At 44.8% G+C, this 17,171-nt stretch carries 15 protein-coding genes; all 15 read left to right on the top strand.

The window, feature by feature from the left end; all coding sequences use genetic code 11:
* The first annotated feature begins 104 nt into the window (after positions 1-104).
* Positions 105-3,440: a PD-(D/E)XK nuclease family protein gene (locus B5F18_RS07180; protein ID WP_087157003.1), complete on the top strand. Its 3,336-nt coding sequence runs from the start codon at positions 105-107 to the stop codon at positions 3,438-3,440.
* Positions 3,437-7,033, top strand: a complete 3,597-nt coding sequence (gene addA, locus B5F18_RS07175; protein ID WP_087157002.1) for a helicase-exonuclease AddAB subunit AddA — start codon at positions 3,437-3,439, stop codon at positions 7,031-7,033. Before B5F18_RS07180 ends, addA begins: the two co-directional genes overlap by 4 nt.
* Entirely contained in the window at positions 7,033-7,296 is a 264-nt protein-coding gene (locus tag B5F18_RS07170) for a DUF1294 domain-containing protein (protein WP_087157001.1), read from the top strand. Before addA ends, B5F18_RS07170 begins: the two co-directional genes overlap by 1 nt.
* Positions 7,297-7,418: 122 nt before the next feature.
* The gene (locus tag B5F18_RS07165) at positions 7,419-7,742 is read left to right on the top strand and encodes a PadR family transcriptional regulator (RefSeq protein WP_087157000.1); all 324 of its coding nucleotides are present in this window, start codon (positions 7,419-7,421) and stop codon (positions 7,740-7,742) included.
* Positions 7,739-8,443 (top strand): DUF1700 domain-containing protein, encoded by a 705-nt coding sequence (locus B5F18_RS07160; protein WP_087156999.1) that lies wholly within the window; start codon positions 7,739-7,741, stop codon positions 8,441-8,443. Before B5F18_RS07165 ends, B5F18_RS07160 begins: the two co-directional genes overlap by 4 nt.
* Positions 8,444-8,446: 3 nt before the next feature.
* Positions 8,447-9,265 carry a DUF4097 family beta strand repeat-containing protein gene (locus tag B5F18_RS07155; protein ID WP_087156998.1) on the top strand — a complete coding sequence of 273 codons (819 nt, stop codon included), beginning with the start codon at positions 8,447-8,449 and terminating at the stop codon, positions 9,263-9,265.
* A gap of 14 nt (positions 9,266-9,279) precedes the next feature.
* A complete protein-coding gene (locus B5F18_RS07150; protein ID WP_087156997.1) occupies positions 9,280-9,465 on the top strand; it encodes a PspC domain-containing protein in 186 nt (61 codons plus the stop codon).
* 121 nt (positions 9,466-9,586) lie between these two features.
* Complete coding sequence (locus B5F18_RS07145; RefSeq protein WP_087156996.1) at positions 9,587-9,790, top strand: small, acid-soluble spore protein, alpha/beta type; 204 nt, start codon at positions 9,587-9,589, stop codon at positions 9,788-9,790.
* 74 nt (positions 9,791-9,864) lie between these two features.
* Complete coding sequence (locus B5F18_RS07140) at positions 9,865-10,542, top strand: WecB/TagA/CpsF family glycosyltransferase (protein WP_162607557.1); 678 nt, start codon at positions 9,865-9,867, stop codon at positions 10,540-10,542.
* A 141-nt stretch (positions 10,543-10,683) separates the two neighbouring features.
* The gene (locus B5F18_RS07135) at positions 10,684-11,772 is read left to right on the top strand and encodes a PucR family transcriptional regulator (protein WP_087156994.1); all 1,089 of its coding nucleotides are present in this window, start codon (positions 10,684-10,686) and stop codon (positions 11,770-11,772) included.
* A 17-nt stretch (positions 11,773-11,789) separates the two neighbouring features.
* Positions 11,790-12,476, top strand: coding sequence for a cell division ATP-binding protein FtsE (gene ftsE, locus B5F18_RS07130; RefSeq protein WP_087156993.1), 687 nt, complete (start codon positions 11,790-11,792; stop codon positions 12,474-12,476).
* Entirely contained in the window at positions 12,466-13,383 is a 918-nt protein-coding gene (ftsX, locus tag B5F18_RS07125) for a permease-like cell division protein FtsX (protein WP_087156992.1), read from the top strand. The genes ftsE and ftsX overlap by 11 nt, the downstream gene beginning before the upstream one ends.
* Before the next feature lie 23 nt (positions 13,384-13,406).
* Positions 13,407-14,597: a murein hydrolase activator EnvC family protein gene (locus tag B5F18_RS07120; RefSeq protein ID WP_087156991.1), complete on the top strand. Its 1,191-nt coding sequence runs from the start codon at positions 13,407-13,409 to the stop codon at positions 14,595-14,597.
* Position 14,598: 1 nt separating this feature from the next.
* Positions 14,599-15,792, top strand: coding sequence for a S41 family peptidase (locus B5F18_RS07115; RefSeq protein ID WP_087156990.1), 1,194 nt, complete (start codon positions 14,599-14,601; stop codon positions 15,790-15,792).
* Positions 15,793-15,883: 91 nt separating this feature from the next.
* A complete protein-coding gene (locus tag B5F18_RS07110; protein ID WP_087156989.1) occupies positions 15,884-17,161 on the top strand; it encodes a dihydroorotase in 1,278 nt (425 codons plus the stop codon).
* The last annotated feature ends 10 nt before the right edge of the window (positions 17,162-17,171 follow it).

Here is a 17,171-nt window from a genome sequence, read left to right as displayed (position 1 = left end):
AAAAATGTCGTGTCCACAACGGGCTTGGTACCACGAAATTAAACAATCTATATGTGTCAACAACAAAAGAACATGATATACTAAGTCCCATAGGAGGGCAGGACATGTCATTACAATTTATATTTGGAAATGCAGGGAGCGGAAAATCCCATTACGTATATGAAAAAGTAATTGAAGAATCCATAAAAAATCCTGGGAAAAATTACATTATCCTCGTGCCGGAACAGTTCACCATGCAGATACAAAAGGAGATTGTGAATATGCACCCGGCGCACGGGATCATGAATATCGATGTGCAAAGCTTTGGAAGACTGGCGCACCGCATCTTTGAAGAGACGGGCAATCAGAAACGAATCGTGCTGGATGACATGGGGAAAAATCTGGTGCTGAGAAAAGCTGCATCGGGAAAAGAATCAGAACTTAAAATTTTCGGGAAAAATTTAAGAAGACTTGGGTATATCAGCGAAATCAAGTCCGTTATATCGGAGCTGATGCAGTATGATATAGGACCGGAAAAACTGGATGAGATCAGAGAGGAGTTAGGGGAGACGAATGCGCTGTCCTACAAACTGGAAGAGATTCAGACATTGTACGAAAGTTTCCTTGAAATATTAAAAAATACGTATATCACAGGAGAGGAGATTTTGGATCTTTTCAGCGAGGTAGCCGGTAAGTCCAGGATATTAAAGGACAGTGTGATCGTGCTGGATGAATTTACCGGGTTTACTCCTGTACAGAACCGACTGATTGGGAAGTTCATGCAGATTTGCGGCAAAGTCATGGTCACAGTCAATATGGATGAAAGGGAAGATCCATACAAGTATCAAGGACCGTATGAGCTGTTTGCACTTGGGAAAAAAACAGTGGTATCTTTGAGCAAAATGGCAGCAGAGCTTAAAGTGGAGATAGAAGAGCCAATCCTTTTGTACCAAAATGCAAAAGGAAGATTTGAGGACAATGAGGTGCTGGCATTTTTGGAAAAGGCGATTTTCCGTTATCAAAAGAGGCGGTATCAAAAAGAACAGGACGTCCTTAGGATCCGCTGTCTTGAAAGTCCTGCAAAGGAGGCCATGGCAGCTGCCGGGGAAATCAGACGCATGGTGCGCCAGGAAGGGATCCGTTACAGGGAGATCGCGGTGGTGGCCGGGGATATGAATGCGTATGCAGACTATCTTCAAAGAGAGTTTGTCAAATTTGATATTCCCCTTTTTATGGACCACAAAAGGAGTATTCTCTTAAATCCGTTTGTGGAGTATGTGCGGAGTCTTTTGGCAATGGCAAACCAGCATTTTAGCTATGAAAGTGTGTTTCGTTTTCTTCGGACAGAACTATTTGGATTTTCCAGAGATGAGGTAGACCTTTTGGAAAATTATGTGAGGGCGCTTGGGATACAAGGGTATAAAAAGTGGCAGAGTGCATGGATAAGAAGGACAGACTCCATGGATACCGCTTATCTTGAAGAAGTCAACCGGATGCGGGTGCAGTTTGTGGAGAGGATGGAGCCTTTGATGTTTGTGTTAAGGCAGAGAAAGAAGACAGTGCAGGATATCAGCGCTGCGCTCTATGAATTTTTTGTGAGTCAGAATATAGAGAAAAAATTAGAGGAGCAGGGGCAGAAACTTGCAAAAGCAGGAGAAGTGTCACTCTCAAAAGAGTATGAGCAGATATACCGAATCGTTCTTGGAGTGCTGGAACAGTTTGTCAGTCTTCTTGGAGGGGAGGAGGTCAGCCTTTTGGAGTACTGTGAGCTGATAGACGCAGGGCTTGCGGAGGCAAAAGTGGGCATCATCCCGCCAAGCATGGATCAGGTGCTGGCAGGGGATTTTGAGAGGACAAGGCTAAAGGATATCAAGGTGCTCTTTGTCCTTGGGGTGAACGATACGATCATACCGGGCAGCCTGGACAATGGGGGAATCTTAAGCGCTCAGAACAGAGAAGAGCTGAAAAATCTTCATGTGGAACTCTCACCGGGAGCAAAAGAAAAAGCATACGTACAGAAATATTACTTGTACTTAAATCTTACAAAACCATCACAGAAACTGATCTTATCCTACAGCAGGACATCCTCGGAAGGGAAAAGCCTGCGTCCTGCTTATCTGGTGTCTGATCTTTTGCGCCTGTTTCCGGGACTTTCTGTTGAGGAAGAGAAGGCGTGTGCACTGAAAGAAAAGGAGTTGTCACCAAGGACAGCGTTTCAAGATGTGATCCGGGGGCTGAAGGAAGGGGACTTGAGTGCAGAGTGGCTGGAGCTGTACCGCTGGTATAAAAACCATCCCGAATGGGAGGAAAAAATCAGGAGGATATTGGACGGGGCATTCTATTGCAGTCCCCAATTTACTCTTATGGAAACCACGGCAGAGAAATTATACGGAAACGGTCAGGTGCCAAGCGCTACGAGGATGGAACGGTTTGCGGCATGTGCCTTTTCTCATTATCTGACCTATGGACTTAGGCTAAAAGAACGGGAACAGTATGAATTTCGAGCTTTGGATTTTGGGAATATTTTCCACCGTGCAGTGGAGCGGTATTCAAGAAAAGTGGAGCGGGAAGGGCTTAGCTGGACGGAGGTCGGCGAAAAGGAACGGGAAGAGTGGATTTGTGACAGTGTGGAAGAAAGCATTGCAGATTACGGTAATACGATCCTGTACAGTTCTGCGAGAAATGAGTATCTTGTGACAAGACTCAAAAAGATGATGCGGCGCACCATCTGGGCTTTGACCAATCAGCTTGCGTGCGGGGATTTTAAACCGGATGCCTATGAGGTGAAGTTTGCGGGAGGAAAGATTGACCGGCTTGATATTTGTGAAGAGGAGGATAAAGTTTACGTCAAGATCATTGACTATAAAACAGGAAGCAAAAGTTTTGACATGACTGCTTTTTACCACGGGATCCAGGTGCAGCTTGTAGTCTACTTAAATGCAGCTCTGGCCATCGAGAAAAACCGTTTCCCGGGAAAAGAAATCATTCCGGCAGGGATTTTCTATTATCAGATGAAGGACCCGTTTGTGCCAAAGGAAATGGACGAGGAGAAGTTAAAGTCCGCAATCTTAAAGGAGCTTAGGCTGGATGGGCTCCTCAATGAAAATGACGAGGTGATTGCGCATCTGGACAAATATATGGGACAATCATCAGAAGTCATCCCGGCGGGGAGAAAAAAGGACGGGACATTGAACCGGTACTCCAAAGCCATTGGGACAGAGGAGTTTCATATTTTGCAGGATTATGCAAAAAAACTGGAGGAGGATACGAAAAAGAAAATAAACCAAGGTGAGATCACCCCGAATCCATATGAGATGGAGGGAAAAAGCGGGTGTGATTACTGCAGGTTCCGGTCCGTATGCGGGTTTGATGAAAAGCTGGAAGGATATGCGTACAGAAGATGGAAAAAACTGGATGACGGGGAGCTGTTTGAGAAGATGAAGGGAGAATTGGAATCATGAGTGTGGCTTTTACAAAGGAACAGCAAAAAGTGATCGATATGAGAGGGTGCAATATCCTCGTGTCCGCGGCAGCCGGTTCCGGAAAGACGGCAGTCCTTGTGGAGCGCATCATAAAGCGGCTTACAAAAGATGTCCCGCCCTTAAATGTGGATGAGCTTTTGGTCGTGACTTACACAGAGGCAGCGGCTGCGGAGATGAAGGAACGCCTTAGAGATGCTCTTGAAAAAGCGCTCGAGGAAAATCCTGGAAATGTTCATCTTTTAAAGCAGGCGACCCTTGTACACAATGCAAAGATCACAACCATTCACAGTTTTTGCCTTTCCGTCATCCGGGAACATTTCCACGAGATTGATCTGGATCCGGGATTTCGCATTGCGGAGGAAGGGGAGCTGAAACTTTTAAAACAGGATGTCCTGGACAATGTTCTGGAAAATGCCTATGAGGAAGCAGACGAAGGATTTTTGGATTTCACGGAAAGCTATGCGTCAGGAAGGGATGACAAAAAGCTGGAAGAACTGATTTTAAAAGTCTATGAATTTTCCAGAAGTTTTCCATCTCCGGCTCAGTGGATGAGCGAATGCAGGGAACAATATCATGCAGAGAATCTTGCAGGGTTGGAAGAAAAGGAATTTATAAAAACAATCGTAAAAAATACCCATAGTTATATGGAAAGCTTAAAACAGGTGCTGGAGAATGCAAAGGATATCTGCCGGATGGAGCTGGGACCGAAAAATTATGAGGAAAATGTGCACCTTGCATGGGAAAATGTGGACAGTCTTTGCAGGGAAAAAACATTTTGCGGAATGTACGAAAAGATGAAATCTTTAAACTGGGGGAGATTGAAACCAAACAAAGGGATTGAAGTGGAAAAGGAGCTGGAAGATACGGTCAAAGACCTAAAAAAACAGGCGAAAGATACGGTGGACGATATTGTAAAGCAGTATTTTTACGAAGAACCTGAGGAAATGAGAAAAGATTTGTGCCATACAGAGAAAATGGCGAGGGTACTGTTTGAGCTGGTGTCCCGTTTTTCTGAAGAATTTCAGCAGGAGAAGGCGTCAAAAAATCTCATTGACTTTGGTGATATGGAGCACATGGCCATGCAGATCCTGACAGTTTCCAAGGATGGAAAACGGTATCCTTCCAGGACAGCAAAGGAGTATCAAAAACAGTTCAAAGAGATCATGATCGATGAATACCAGGACAGCAACTTTATCCAGGAGACGATACTTCAGAGTGTATCCGGTGTGGAGAATGGAATCTACAATATTTTCATGGTGGGCGATGTAAAGCAGAGCATCTATCGGTTCCGCCTTTCAAGGCCGGAGCTGTTCATTGAAAAATTTGAGACGTACAGCCAGACAGGCGGAGAAAAGGTTCGGATTGACCTGCACAAAAATTTCCGAAGCAGAGAAGAGGTTTTGGCAAGCGTAAACTATTTCTTTGAAAAAATCATGGATAAGGATCTTGGGGATGTGGCGTACGATGAGAAAGCAGCCCTGTATCCGGGCGCAGATTTTGGCGGGGACGAGCAGGGACCGGCCAAAGAAGACAGAAAGACAGAAATGTATCTGATCGATACAAAAGAGGAAAATGGGAAAGGCTTGGATGCAAAGGAGTGGGAGGCAAGAGTCATTGCAGCAAAGATCAAAAAACTTCTGTGTTCCCACACGGTTTTGGATAAAACAAGTAAAAGACAAAGGCCAGTACGTTTCGGGGACATCGTCATTCTTGTCAGGAGTCCGAAAAGCTGTGGAGAAACCTTTGCAAAAACATTTGCAGATGAGGGGATTCCGGTGTATACAGGCAGCAGGGAAGGATATTTTCAGACGCAGGAGATCAGCGTACTTTTGGATTATCTAAAGATTCTGGACAACAGAAGGCAGGACATTCCGCTTGCAGGGGTGATGCTGTCGGTCATTGGAGGGTTTACAAGTGAGGAGCTTGCAAAGATGAGAGCGGAATTTCCGGGTATGAAGTTCCACGAGGCCATGATCGGGTATCCAAAAGAAGGTGAGGATGAATGTCTGCGGGAAAAAATCCAATCATTTTGGGCAGGTGTGGAGAAGTTTCGGGAGCGGATCCCCTACACCGCTATCCATGAACTGTTGTTTCAGATCATGGATGAGACGGGGTATGAGGACTATATGGACGCATTCCCGGACGGCGCAAAGAGGAGTGCGAACATTCGCATGCTCGTGGAAAAGGCGAGAGCATTTGAGAAAACAAGTTACAAGGGTGTGTTCCATTTTGTGCGCTACATTGAAAAGCTGAACAAATACGAGGTCGACTATGGGGAGGCCAGTGTGACAGACGAGGTGTCGGATGTAGTGCGCATCATGAGCATCCATAAAAGCAAAGGCCTGGAATTTCCAATTGTCTTTGTTGCAGGGATGAGCGGAAAATTTAACACACAGGATTATAAAAACAGTATCTGCGTGCACCCAAAGTTTGGAATAGGTATGGACTGTGTGGATTTGGAGCGCAGGACAAAAGCGCCGACCATATTGAAACGAATGATGCAGCGTGAGCTGAAACTGGAAAATGCAGGAGAAGAACTGCGTCTTCTTTATGTGGCAATGACGAGGGCAAAAGAAAAACTTATCCTTGTGGGAAGTGCTGCAGACGCGGAGCAAAAAGTGGAAAAGTATGCGGTCTGGAAAGGAAACGGAAAGATCAAAATGCCGTTTCATCTTCGCGCAAGTGCGGATTCGTACTATGGATTTTTGATCCCTGCGCTGGAAGGGGAGAGAGAACTTCCGGATGTGAAAGTGAAAATCGTAGATCCTCTTGAGTTATATGAGGAGAAACAACTGGAGATAAGGGAGACAGGATGGAAAAAGGATAATTATGAAAATCTGCCTGTGGAGAAACCTTTTGACAGAGAAATGGAGAAAAATATAAACGAACAGTTTGCGTTTTCCTACCCTTACGAAAATGAGCAGAAGAGAAAGCAGAAATTTTCAGTGTCTGAACTTAAGAGGCCAGAGTTTGAGGATGAGTACAGCGAGAATATGTACGGAAAAAAAGAAGATGAGACTTATGTGCCAAGCTTTATGCGCGAAGAAAAGAGCGGAGGAGCTTTTCGGGGAACGGCATTCCACAAGATGCTGGAGCTTTGGGATTTCACGAAAGAAGGGACAAAAACTTCCATACAAAGACAGATGAAACAGTGGAGAGAGAGCGGGTATATGGATGGCGACATGCTGAAGCTTCTGGATGTTGAAAAGCTGGAAAAATTTTTGTATACCAGTCTTGCAAAGCGGATGACAGATGCCCAGAAAAACGGCAGCTTATATCGGGAACAGCCCTTTGTCATGGGGGTAGAGCCAGAGGAAATATATGAAGGCGAGAAAGACGGGGATCTGATTTTGGTTCAGGGGATCATTGATGCATGGTTTGAAGAACCGGACGGTGTCGTTTTGGTGGACTACAAAACAGACCGTGTTTCCTCGACAGAAGAATTAAAAAGAAGATATGAAAAACAGTTGTACTACTATGCAGAGGCGCTTGAAAGAATGACGGGAAAAAGGGTGAAAGAAAATCTCATTTATTCTTTTGCGCTGGGACAGCTGATAGAGGTGAAAGAATGATGAGCGATGGTTTGACATATTATTTGTGTGCGGTCAATCTGGCCGCACTGGTTCTCTATGGAATAGATAAAAGGAGAGCAAAAAAAGGAAGATGGAGGATTTCGGAGGCAGTGCTCCTTGGCATTGCCATCGCAGGGGGCAGCGCAGGGGCCTGGATTGGGATGAAAGCATTTCATCACAAAACCAAACACCAAAAGTTTTCCTTTGGAGTTCCGCTCATACTTGTTGTGCAGGCGCTGGTACTGATGTATTTTTTCTTTTAGGGACGCCTTAAGAATTTCTTCATAATCTCTTAAAGGAAATATTGTTGACGAACAATATTATACATCATATAATATATCCGTAAGAACAATATAATGATGGATATAAGGGAGGGAGCGATGACATGGTTTTTAATACAGGTTCCGCACTTCTGGACGCTGTTGTCTTAGCGGTTGTATCCAAAGAGGAGCAGGGAACTTACGGTTATAAAATTACTCAGGATGTCAGAAAAGCGATCGATATTTCAGAGTCTACATTATATCCGGTTCTTAGGAGACTTCAGAAAGATGACTGCCTGGAGGTGTATGACCAGCAGTTTGACGGGAGGAACCGGAGATACTATAAGCTGACGGAAAAGGGGAGTGCACAGCTGACTTTATACCGGATTGAGTGGAAAAACTATTCCGGAAAGATCAGCGAAATCTTTGAAGGGGGTGGAGGAGCATGAACCGCATACAGTTTATGTCAGAGTTAAATGCATTGCTGAGAGATATCCCGGATGAAGAAAGGGAGGAGGCACTGCAATATTATAATGATTATTTTGACGATGCCGGTGAAGAGATGGAAGACCAGATCATTGAGGAGCTTGGAAGTCCTAAGAAAGTGGCGGATATCATCAAGCAGGGGATGAGAGGGACAGACGAAGAAACAACTGAATACCGGGAGACCGGATACACGGATACCAGATTTGAAGACAGAGATATGCCAGCAGGCAGACCATATCAAAAATATAAGGAGCCGGTGGATGTGGAGAAGGTACAGAAATCCAACAGGACATTAAAGATCATCCTGATCGTGCTGCTTGCCATTTTCTTTGGCCCGATCGTCATTCCACTTGGTATTGGACTTGTAGCACTTATTTTGGGGCTTGCACTTGGGATTGGCGGAATGCTTGTAGGGCTTGTCTGCGCGATGGCAGCGATTGCTGTGTCCGGAATCATCTGCCTTGTGGCAGGAGTGATCCAATTGTTTTATCATCCGGTCATCGGATTGATGATCATTGGACTTGGAGCAATTGCACTGTCAATTGGAGTGGCTCTCACCGCACTTTTTGTAAAGGCATGTGCTTTGGCGATCCCGGCCATATTCCGGTTTGTGGTATCCCTGTTGCGGAGAATATTCCAAAGAAACAGGAAGGAGGCTGTCTAAGAGATGAAAAAGGGATGGAAGATTTTTTGGGGAATCTGCGGCAGTGTGTTTGCCGTTGGATGTATTTTGTGCATTGTCTCCCTGGCTCTTGGGTTTTCCTGGAAAGAGGCAAAGCGTTTGTATCCGCATGGAATCGGTGTTGTATGGAGAAACGAACGCCAAGGAGAGTACTACAGCGGTGAGGAATTTATTAAGACATACAAGGGCGTAAAAGAGATCGAAGTAGATGTGTATGCGTCATGGGTCAATATTTACACGGATGAAGAGCTGGAAGACGAGGTGAGAGTCGAATGTCAGAATATTCCATCCGACCTGCAGTATAATGCTTATATGGACGGTGGAAAACTGAAGATAGAGACAAGAAAAAAAGTAAGCAATGGTACTGAAGATGCGACGGTAGATATTTATCTTCCGAAGTCTGTATATTTTGAGCAGGCAGGAGTACACATAGGGGCCGGGAGCCTGAGCGTGGACGGACTGCGGGCAAAAAAGATGGAGATGGAAGTTGGAGCCGGGGCAGGTGAGGTTTTGGGCATTGAGACAGAAGAACTGTCTGCAAAAGTCGGGGCAGGAGGACTTACCCTGGAAGGAGACGTAAAAAAAGAGGCAAAGCTTGAGTGCAGGGCCGGTAGTCTTTCTGCAACGTGGGCAGGCAAGAAGACGGATTTTAATTATGAAACAGATGTTTCTGGGGGAACCGTTCTTGTAGGAAATGACGAGATGCAATTTGAAAAAAAGCAGGAGATCAACAATCATGCGGCAAAAAACATGGAACTTGATTGTGCTGCAGGAGAAATGGTCATAGAGTTTATGGAGGAATAAAAGGAGGTGCCGATATGGAACCAAAACGTTTATACCGTTCCAGGAAGGACAGGATTGTCTGCGGAGTATGCGGTGGTGTCGCCAATTATTTTAACGTGGATCCTACATTGATTCGCCTTGCGTTTGTGCTTTTTGGATGTACTGGTACGGGAATTCTTGCCTATTTGGTGGCAGCAGTCATTGTGCCTGATGAACCTTAAAAAGAAAAAGTAGTCCGGCGGTGTAAAGCGTAGTCTTTGCACCGCCATTCTTGTTTTTGGGGTAGTCTGTTTAACTTCAAAAAAATCAGGGAATACTTCTTGAAAATGGAGGTGTTTTGTGATGAAAAATCAGGAAAAACAGATTGATCTTGAAAAGATGACGGACGAGGAAAGGATGAAGTACGAGATAGCCGGTGAGCTGGGACTTTTGGATAAAGTGATGGAGAGCGGATGGAAATCTTTGTCGTCAAAGGAGACAGGCAGGATCGGAGGACTGATCACAAAGAAAAAACGGATGGAAAAGAAGGGGATGGGCAAGATTTAATAATTTTCAGCTTGAAAAATGGTATGCTATTTGGTACAATGACACAATTGGGGAAGAAACAACAGGTGATGATCATGAAAAGAATCGATATATGGGATATCCAGATGGATGAATGTACTGCAAAAGAGGCCATGCAGTGTGCGATGCAGTATATGGAAACGGAAGCCCTGAATGTGATTGAAATGCTGAATGGCAATACGATTGTGCAGGCGCGTGAGGAAGAGGAATTGAGAGCGATGATCGCGCAGTCGGATTTGATTCTGATTGGTGACAGGATGATATTGGAGGCAGCTGGGATTGAGGGAGAAAACAGCTACAAAGAGCCGGAAGGAAAACGTTTTTTGAAAATGTTCATCCGTTATCTGCACAAGAATCATAAAAAAGTTTATCTCCTTGCATTGACAAAAGAGGAGATCAGGCGGTTTGAAGACTATGTAAAAAGCCGTTACAGCGGAATAAAGATTGCAGGGACATTTGCCATGCATGAGAGTGAGATTGCGGATGATATGGTTGTCAACCAGATCAATGGGACAGAGGCGGATTGCATTTTATCCGTATTGCCGCCGGGGGAACAGGAATCGTTTGTGGCCAGAAACAGAACGCTTCTTGACAGCAGGCTTTGGATTGGCCTGGGGAATGACCGTCAGCTCTATGCAAGAAACGAGTCTTGGACGGGAAAACTTAGAGCATATGTTTTGAAACAGTTTTTAAAAAAAGAACTGGAGAAAGAAAAAAAGAAAAATGAAGTGTAAATCAGAAAAATGCATAAAAAAGTATGATTTACTCTTTATTTTTTTGTTGTTTTATTTTACTATATAAAAAGGTATACGTGCGCATAAGTGAAAAACTGCATTGTGGAGCAGTATATACATTGACAAGTGGAGGAATGAAATATGATATCGAATCAAATACTTCAAAATACGATCGAAGGGTTGAAGGCCATAACGAGAATAGATTTATGTGTGATGGACATAGATGGAAAGACTTTAGCCAGCACGTTTACTGAGCCGGACAATTGTGAAAACGCGGTGCTTGCCTTTGTGGAATCAGCTGCAGACAGCCAGGTGATCCAGGGCTACCAGTTCTTTAAAATATTTGACGAGCACCAGCTGGAATACGTCCTGCTCGCAAACGGCGGCAGCGATGAAGTATATATGGTAGGGAAGATAGCTGCATTCCAGATTCAGAATCTTCTCGTTGCATACAAAGAAAGATTTGACAAGGACAACTTTATTAAAAATCTTCTTTTGGACAATCTTTTGCTCGTGGATATCTACAACCGTGCGAAAAAGCTTCATATTGATACGGATGTAAGGAGGGTAATCTTCCTTATAGAGACTCCAAAAGAAAAGGATATCTCTTCGTTGGAGCATGTCCGCACACTTCTGGGGGCAAAGACAAAAGATTTTATCACGGCAGTAGATGAGAAAAACATTATTGTAGTGAAAGAACTCGGTGCCCAGGAAGGTTATCCGGAGATGGAAAAAACAGCGAAAGAGATGCTGGAAGTCCTCAAAGAAGAGAATGATGACGACCTCCATATCGCATATGGCACGATTGTAAGCGACATCAAAGAAGTGTCAAAATCTTACAAAGAAGCAAAACTTGCTCTGGATGTCGGGAAAATATTCTTTGACGAGAAGGACATTATCGCATATAATCAACTTGGTATCGGAAGGCTGATCTACCAGCTGCCGATCCCTCTTTGCAAAATGTTTATCCGCGAAATTTTTGAGGGGAAATCTCCGGATGAATTTGACGAAGAGACTTTGACAACGATCAACAAATTCTTTGAGAACAGCCTGAATGTGTCCGAGACATCCAGACAGCTCTATATCCACAGAAATACGCTTGTCTACAGACTGGATAAGCTGCAGAAGAGCACAGGGCTTGATCTTCGGGTGTTTGAGGATGCCATCACGTTCAAGATCGCGCTGATGGTTGTCAAATATATGAAGTACATGGAGACTTTGGAGTATTAATAATTCAGGAGGCACATATGATAGAATTCAAGGATGTAACGAAAGAATACTCAAAGGGAGTCGCCGCCTTGAACGGAGTGAATCTGAAGATTGAGGCGGGAGAGTTCGTTTTCATTGTGGGAGACAGCGGTTCCGGGAAATCCACCCTGATCAAGCTGATATTGAAGGAACTTGAGCCGACTTCCGGATGTGTGATCGTAAACGGGCAGAATCTGGAGAGGTTAAAGCACAGACATATCCCGAAATACAGAAGAACGCTGGGCGTTGTATTTCAGGATTTCCGTTTACTGAAAGACAGAAATATCTACGAAAACATTGCTTTTGCACTGCGCGTAACAGAGACTCCGACAAGAGTCATCAAAAAGAAAGTACCGGCCGCGCTTTCCCTCGTAGGTCTTGCGCAGAAATATAAGGCATTTCCAAAGGAGCTTTCCGGAGGAGAGCAGCAGCGCGTGGCCATTGCAAGGGCAGTTGTAAATGAACCGCTACTTTTGCTGGCGGATGAACCGACTGGAAACCTCGACCCTACCAACTCATGGGAGATCATGAAACTGTTGGAGGAAGCAAACCAAAGGGGAACGACTGTATTGGTTGTGACCCACAATCAGGAAATCGTAAATGCGATGAAAAAACGTGTCATTACAATGAAGAAGGGCGTCATTGTCAGTGACGAAGAAGAAGGTGGTTATATCAATGAGGATTAGTACAGTAGGTTACACAGTGAAACAGGGAGTCAAGAACATCTGGAGGAATAAGCTGTTTTCCTTTGCATCGATCGCAACCATGTCAGCTTGTATATTTGTCTTCGGACTGTTCTTTTCCATCGTATATAATTTTAATCATATCGTGAAGATGGCGGAGAAAGGGGTAGCGATCACCGTGTTCTTCAATCCGGATATCACGGAGGAGCAACGTGAAAATATCAGAACCCAGCTTGAGGCAAGGGATGATGTGGAAAAGGTCGAGTATATATCCGCGGATGAGGCCTGGTCAGAGTTCCAGAAACAGTATTTTGGAGACACGGAAGAGGGAGAAAAACTGGCAGAAGGATTTTCTGATGACAATCCCCTGGCTGATTCCGACAGCTTTGCCGTTTATATGAAGGATGTGTCAGGCCAAAAAGAGCTTGTATCCTTTGCAGAAGGCATGGACGGTGTTCGAAAGGTCAACAAATCAGATGTAGTGGCCAATACCTTATCCAGTATCAATCGTCTTGTGCTGTATGTGTCAGCTGCCATTATCCTGATCCTTCTGGCCGTATCCATTTTCCTTATCAGCAACACCGTTACAATGGGAATCACGGTGCGGCGTGAAGAGATAGCGATCATGAAATACATAGGAGCGAAGGATATGTTTGTCCGAGCGCCGTTTGTGTTTGAAGGAATTTTCATCGGAATTTTGGGAGCGGTCATTCCGCTGACTCTGTTGTACTTTATGTACAGCAAGACAGTAAGTTACATTTTGGTGAAATTCCGGATCCTGCAAAACATTCTGGATTTCCTTCCGGTATCCACAGTTTACGAACTGCTTTTGCCGATTGGTCTGATACTTGGAATCGGAATCGGGTTTGTGGGAAGTTTCTTTACCATAAGGAAACATTTGAAAGTGTGATAATTTGAAAATAAGGTGAAAGAATGAGACGAAAGAGCAAACGCTTTTTGGCAATCGCTCTTGCAGGGATACTTGGCATTTCACCTGGTATTCCTTCCAAAGCCACAGAAGTTGAAGGTATACAAACGGAGGAGGGCTTGGGTGTACAGGAAGAGCCCGAAGATTCAGGCGAAGATACCGGAGAGGTTTCAAAAGAAGAGGACGCTGTAAAAGAAGAGGAGCGAAAGTTGCTGGAAGAGGAGAAGAAGCAAAAGGCAGAGGAGTACAAAAAACAGACGGAAGAGTCTTTGCTGGAACAGCAGCTTTTGATAAGCCAGCTTAATGCGATACTGGAAGAGATGCAGCGGACGGAAGAGACGCTGAAAAAGAAGGCGGAAGAAGTCCAAAAAGCAGAAGAAGAGTATGTACAGATCAAATTGGATGAAAACAGGCAGTATGATGAGATGAAAGACCGCATCAAATATATGTACGAGAGCGGGAATACGCAGGTTTTTGAGATCATGCTCGGTGCACATAATTTTGCGGATTTTATCAACCGTGCAGATTATATTATAGAAGTATCCAAGTACGATAAGGCTGCCATGGATAGTTTGAAGAAAGCGGTTGCAAAAACCGAGGAAAAGGAAGAGCAGCTCAAAAAAGAGTACGATGAAATGCAGAAATTAAAAGAGCAGCAGAATAAACGGCGGGAAGAGGTCAACAAATACCTTGACACGGAAAACCAGGAACTTTTGACGTTGATCGCAAAGATACAGACAGAATTCGGGGAAGAGAGCGGTCTTATCTTTACAGAAGCCGGGGCAAGCAGGATTGTAGGGGAGGGCATCTTTGCCTACCCGTGTCCGAGCGGACAGATAAGCAGCGGATTTGGGTACCGGGACTTTGACCATTCCTTCCATAAAGGAGTGGACTTTGCCACAGGAGGTGCAAAAGTACCAACTTATGCTGCAGCGGATGGAAAGGTGGTCATTGCCGGATGGAGTGAAAGCGCTGGAAACTGGGTAGTTATTGACCACGGCGGAGGGCTTGTGACAAAGTACATGCATCACTCTTCACTGACTGTAAGGCCAAATCAGACTGTGAAAAAAGGACAGCAGATTGGAGTGACAGGCAATACAGGATATTCCTCCGGGGTGCATCTTCACTTTCAGGTGGAAGTAAACGGGACAGCAGTAGATCCAATGGATTATTTATTAAAGGCGGGGCAGGAATAAAATGGAAGACAATAAAAGGCAATTTAGAAAAGGGGCGCTCTGTGGCGCCCTTGCTGTATTAATCGTAATAGCAGCCTTGTTTGGCGCAAGAACAGCATTTTCCTATTTTGCAGAGGAAAAGACTGTTGTGGAAAAACAGAATGAGAGTAAACTGGAGGAGATAAAAGATTTGATCGACAAATACTATCTCCGCAGCGATGAATTGGACAAAGAGGAGCTGGAGGAGGGGCTATACTCCGGATATGTAAATAAGATCGGCGATCCTTATTCTGTATACTATGATGCGGAACAAGCAAAGGCGCTTGAGGAAAGTACTGCCGGTGAGTACGGAGGCATTGGCGCTGTCATGCAGCAGGATCCAGAGAGCGGTATCATCACAATAACGGAAGTGTATAAAGATTCACCGGCTGAAAAAGCGGGAATGCAGGCGTTGGATACCCTCTACAAGGTAGAAGGAAAGGAAGTCACCGGAGTGGATCTCAGTGAAGTTGTACAGGAAGTCAAGGGAGAGGAAGGAACACAGGTGAAACTTTCTGTTCTCCGGGGTGAGGACCAGCAGGAGATTGAAATGACAGCAACCCGCGCGAAAGTGGAGGCGCACACGGTTGACTATGTGATGCTGGATGACAATGTCGGCTATATTCAGGTGTCAGAATTCGACACAGTCACATATGATCAGTTTGCCAATGCACTGAGTGAACTGGAAAACCAGGGCATGGAGGGGCTTGTGGTGGATCTTCGAAACAATCCGGGAGGAAATCTTGGAACAGTATGCCAGATGCTGGATCTTCTTTTACCGGAAGGCCTGATCGTGTACACAGAGGATAAAAATGGAGAGAAACAGGAGATCACTTCCGATGCAGAGCATGAGTTCCATAAGCCGATGGCAGTACTTGTCAACGGAAACAGCGCAAGTGCATCTGAGATATTTGCAGGGGCCATTCAGGATTACGGCAAAGGGACCATTGTAGGAACGACTACCTACGGTAAAGGGGTTGTACAGCAGATTTTTGATCTGAAGGATGGAACAAAAGTAAAACTTACGATCGCAGAATATTTCACGCCAAAAGGAAGAAATATTGACGGGAAAGGTATCACACCGGATGAGACAGTGGAATATATTTATGACGAGGATAACCCGGATGTAGATAATCAGCTTAATAGGGCATACGAAGTGATAAAACAGAATATGTAGCTATAAAAGGAATGCAATTTATGCATTCCTTTTTGTTTTGGGGTATGGTAAAATAAACATAGTATGTAAATTTTCAGAAAGGAAATGAAGAATGAAAGTATTGATTCAAGGAGGACGCGTAGTGGATCCGCACACCAAGAAGGATCAAGTGTGCGATGTACTGATTGAAGACGGTAAGATTTTAGATGTTGCAGAGAAGATTTTGGAAGAGGCAGAACAGGTGATCAATGCAAAAGGATGTTTTGTGATGCCGGGATTTATTGATCTGCATGTGCATCTTCGTGACCCTGGACTCGAATACAAAGAAACATTGGAGACCGGAGGACGTGCGGCGGCAAGGGGCGGAGTGACGACTATCTGTGCTATGCCGAACACGAAACCTGTGATCGATACAAAAGAAAAAGTGGAGGACGTGCATCGCCGTGCAAAAGAAGTAAGCCCGGTCAACGTCATCCAGCTTGGGGCCGTGACAGTTGGACAGAATGGAAAAGAGCTTGCAGATATCGAGGGAATGGCAAAAGCCGGATGTATGGCGATCAGCGAAGACGGCAAATCTGTGATGGATTCCGGGCTTTACCGCAAGGCTATGAGACTGGCAAAGGAGAATGGCATTGCCGTGTTTGCGCACTGTGAAGATATCAACATGGTGGAAGGCGGCGTGATGAATGCGGACAAAAAGGCAAAAGAGCTTGGCCTTAGGGGAATCTCCAATGCAGTGGAAGATGTGATCGTTGCAAGAGATATTCTGCTTGCAAAAGAGACAGGAGTGAAACTGCACCTTTGCCATTGCTCCACAAAGGACAGCGTGACCATGGTAGAGATGGCCAAGAAGGACCATTTGGAAGTGAGCGCAGAAGTGTGTCCGCACCACTTTATCCTGACAACAGATGATATTAAGAGCGATGACGGCAACTTTAAAATGAATCCGCCGCTGCGCGCAAAAGAAGATGTGGAAATGTTGAGAGAAGGATTGAAAAGCGGTATCATGGAGGCAATTTCCACAGATCACGCACCGCACGCTGCAGAGGAGAAAAATTGTTCTTTTACAAAAGCGGCTTTTGGAATCGTGGGTCTTGAGACATCCGCCAGTCTTACTTACACATATCTTGTGGATAAAGGAATCCTGACTCCAATGCAGATGGCAGAGAGGATGAGCTATGCTCCGGCTAAAATTTTGGGGCTTTCGGACAAAGGCTCTGTTTCCCGGGGCATGACCGCAGACATTGTTGTGTTTGATCCGGACAAAGAGTATGTGATCGATCCTGCAGACTTTGCATCAAAAGGAAAAAATACCCCTTTTGCTGGATGGAAAGTAAAGGGGAAAGTAAAATATACACTTGTAAACGGAAAAGTTGTTTACGAAGCATAATTGAGAGGAG

This window comes from Lachnoclostridium sp. An181 (assembly GCF_002160325.1).
Lineage (GTDB): Bacteria > Bacillota > Clostridia > Lachnospirales > Lachnospiraceae > An181.
This window is presented reverse-complemented; position numbering and strand designations above follow the sequence as displayed.

Excerpts from the sequence above, each read along its gene's own strand:
- ftsE (WP_087156993.1), top strand. The coding sequence starts at position 11,790 with ATGATAGAATTCAAGGATGTAACGAAAGAATACTCAAAGGGAGTCGCC.
- B5F18_RS07120 (WP_087156991.1), top strand. The coding sequence starts at position 13,407 with ATGAGACGAAAGAGCAAACGCTTTTTGGCAATCGCTCTTGCAGGGATA.
- B5F18_RS07115 (WP_087156990.1), top strand. The coding sequence starts at position 14,599 with ATGGAAGACAATAAAAGGCAATTTAGAAAAGGGGCGCTCTGTGGCGCC.
- B5F18_RS07110 (WP_087156989.1), top strand. The coding sequence starts at position 15,884 with ATGAAAGTATTGATTCAAGGAGGACGCGTAGTGGATCCGCACACCAAG.
- B5F18_RS07170 (WP_087157001.1), top strand. The coding sequence starts at position 7,033 with ATGAGCGATGGTTTGACATATTATTTGTGTGCGGTCAATCTGGCCGCA.
- ftsX (WP_087156992.1), top strand. The coding sequence starts at position 12,466 with ATGAGGATTAGTACAGTAGGTTACACAGTGAAACAGGGAGTCAAGAAC.
- B5F18_RS07160 (WP_087156999.1), top strand. The coding sequence starts at position 7,739 with ATGAACCGCATACAGTTTATGTCAGAGTTAAATGCATTGCTGAGAGAT.
- B5F18_RS07180 (WP_087157003.1), top strand. The coding sequence starts at position 105 with ATGTCATTACAATTTATATTTGGAAATGCAGGGAGCGGAAAATCCCAT.
- B5F18_RS07155 (WP_087156998.1), top strand. The coding sequence starts at position 8,447 with ATGAAAAAGGGATGGAAGATTTTTTGGGGAATCTGCGGCAGTGTGTTT.
- addA (WP_087157002.1), top strand. The coding sequence starts at position 3,437 with ATGAGTGTGGCTTTTACAAAGGAACAGCAAAAAGTGATCGATATGAGA.
- B5F18_RS07135 (WP_087156994.1), top strand. The coding sequence starts at position 10,684 with ATGATATCGAATCAAATACTTCAAAATACGATCGAAGGGTTGAAGGCC.
- B5F18_RS07150 (WP_087156997.1), top strand. The coding sequence starts at position 9,280 with ATGGAACCAAAACGTTTATACCGTTCCAGGAAGGACAGGATTGTCTGC.
- B5F18_RS07165 (WP_087157000.1), top strand. The coding sequence starts at position 7,419 with ATGGTTTTTAATACAGGTTCCGCACTTCTGGACGCTGTTGTCTTAGCG.
- B5F18_RS07145 (WP_087156996.1), top strand. The coding sequence starts at position 9,587 with ATGAAAAATCAGGAAAAACAGATTGATCTTGAAAAGATGACGGACGAG.
- B5F18_RS07140 (WP_162607557.1), top strand. The coding sequence starts at position 9,865 with ATGAAAAGAATCGATATATGGGATATCCAGATGGATGAATGTACTGCA.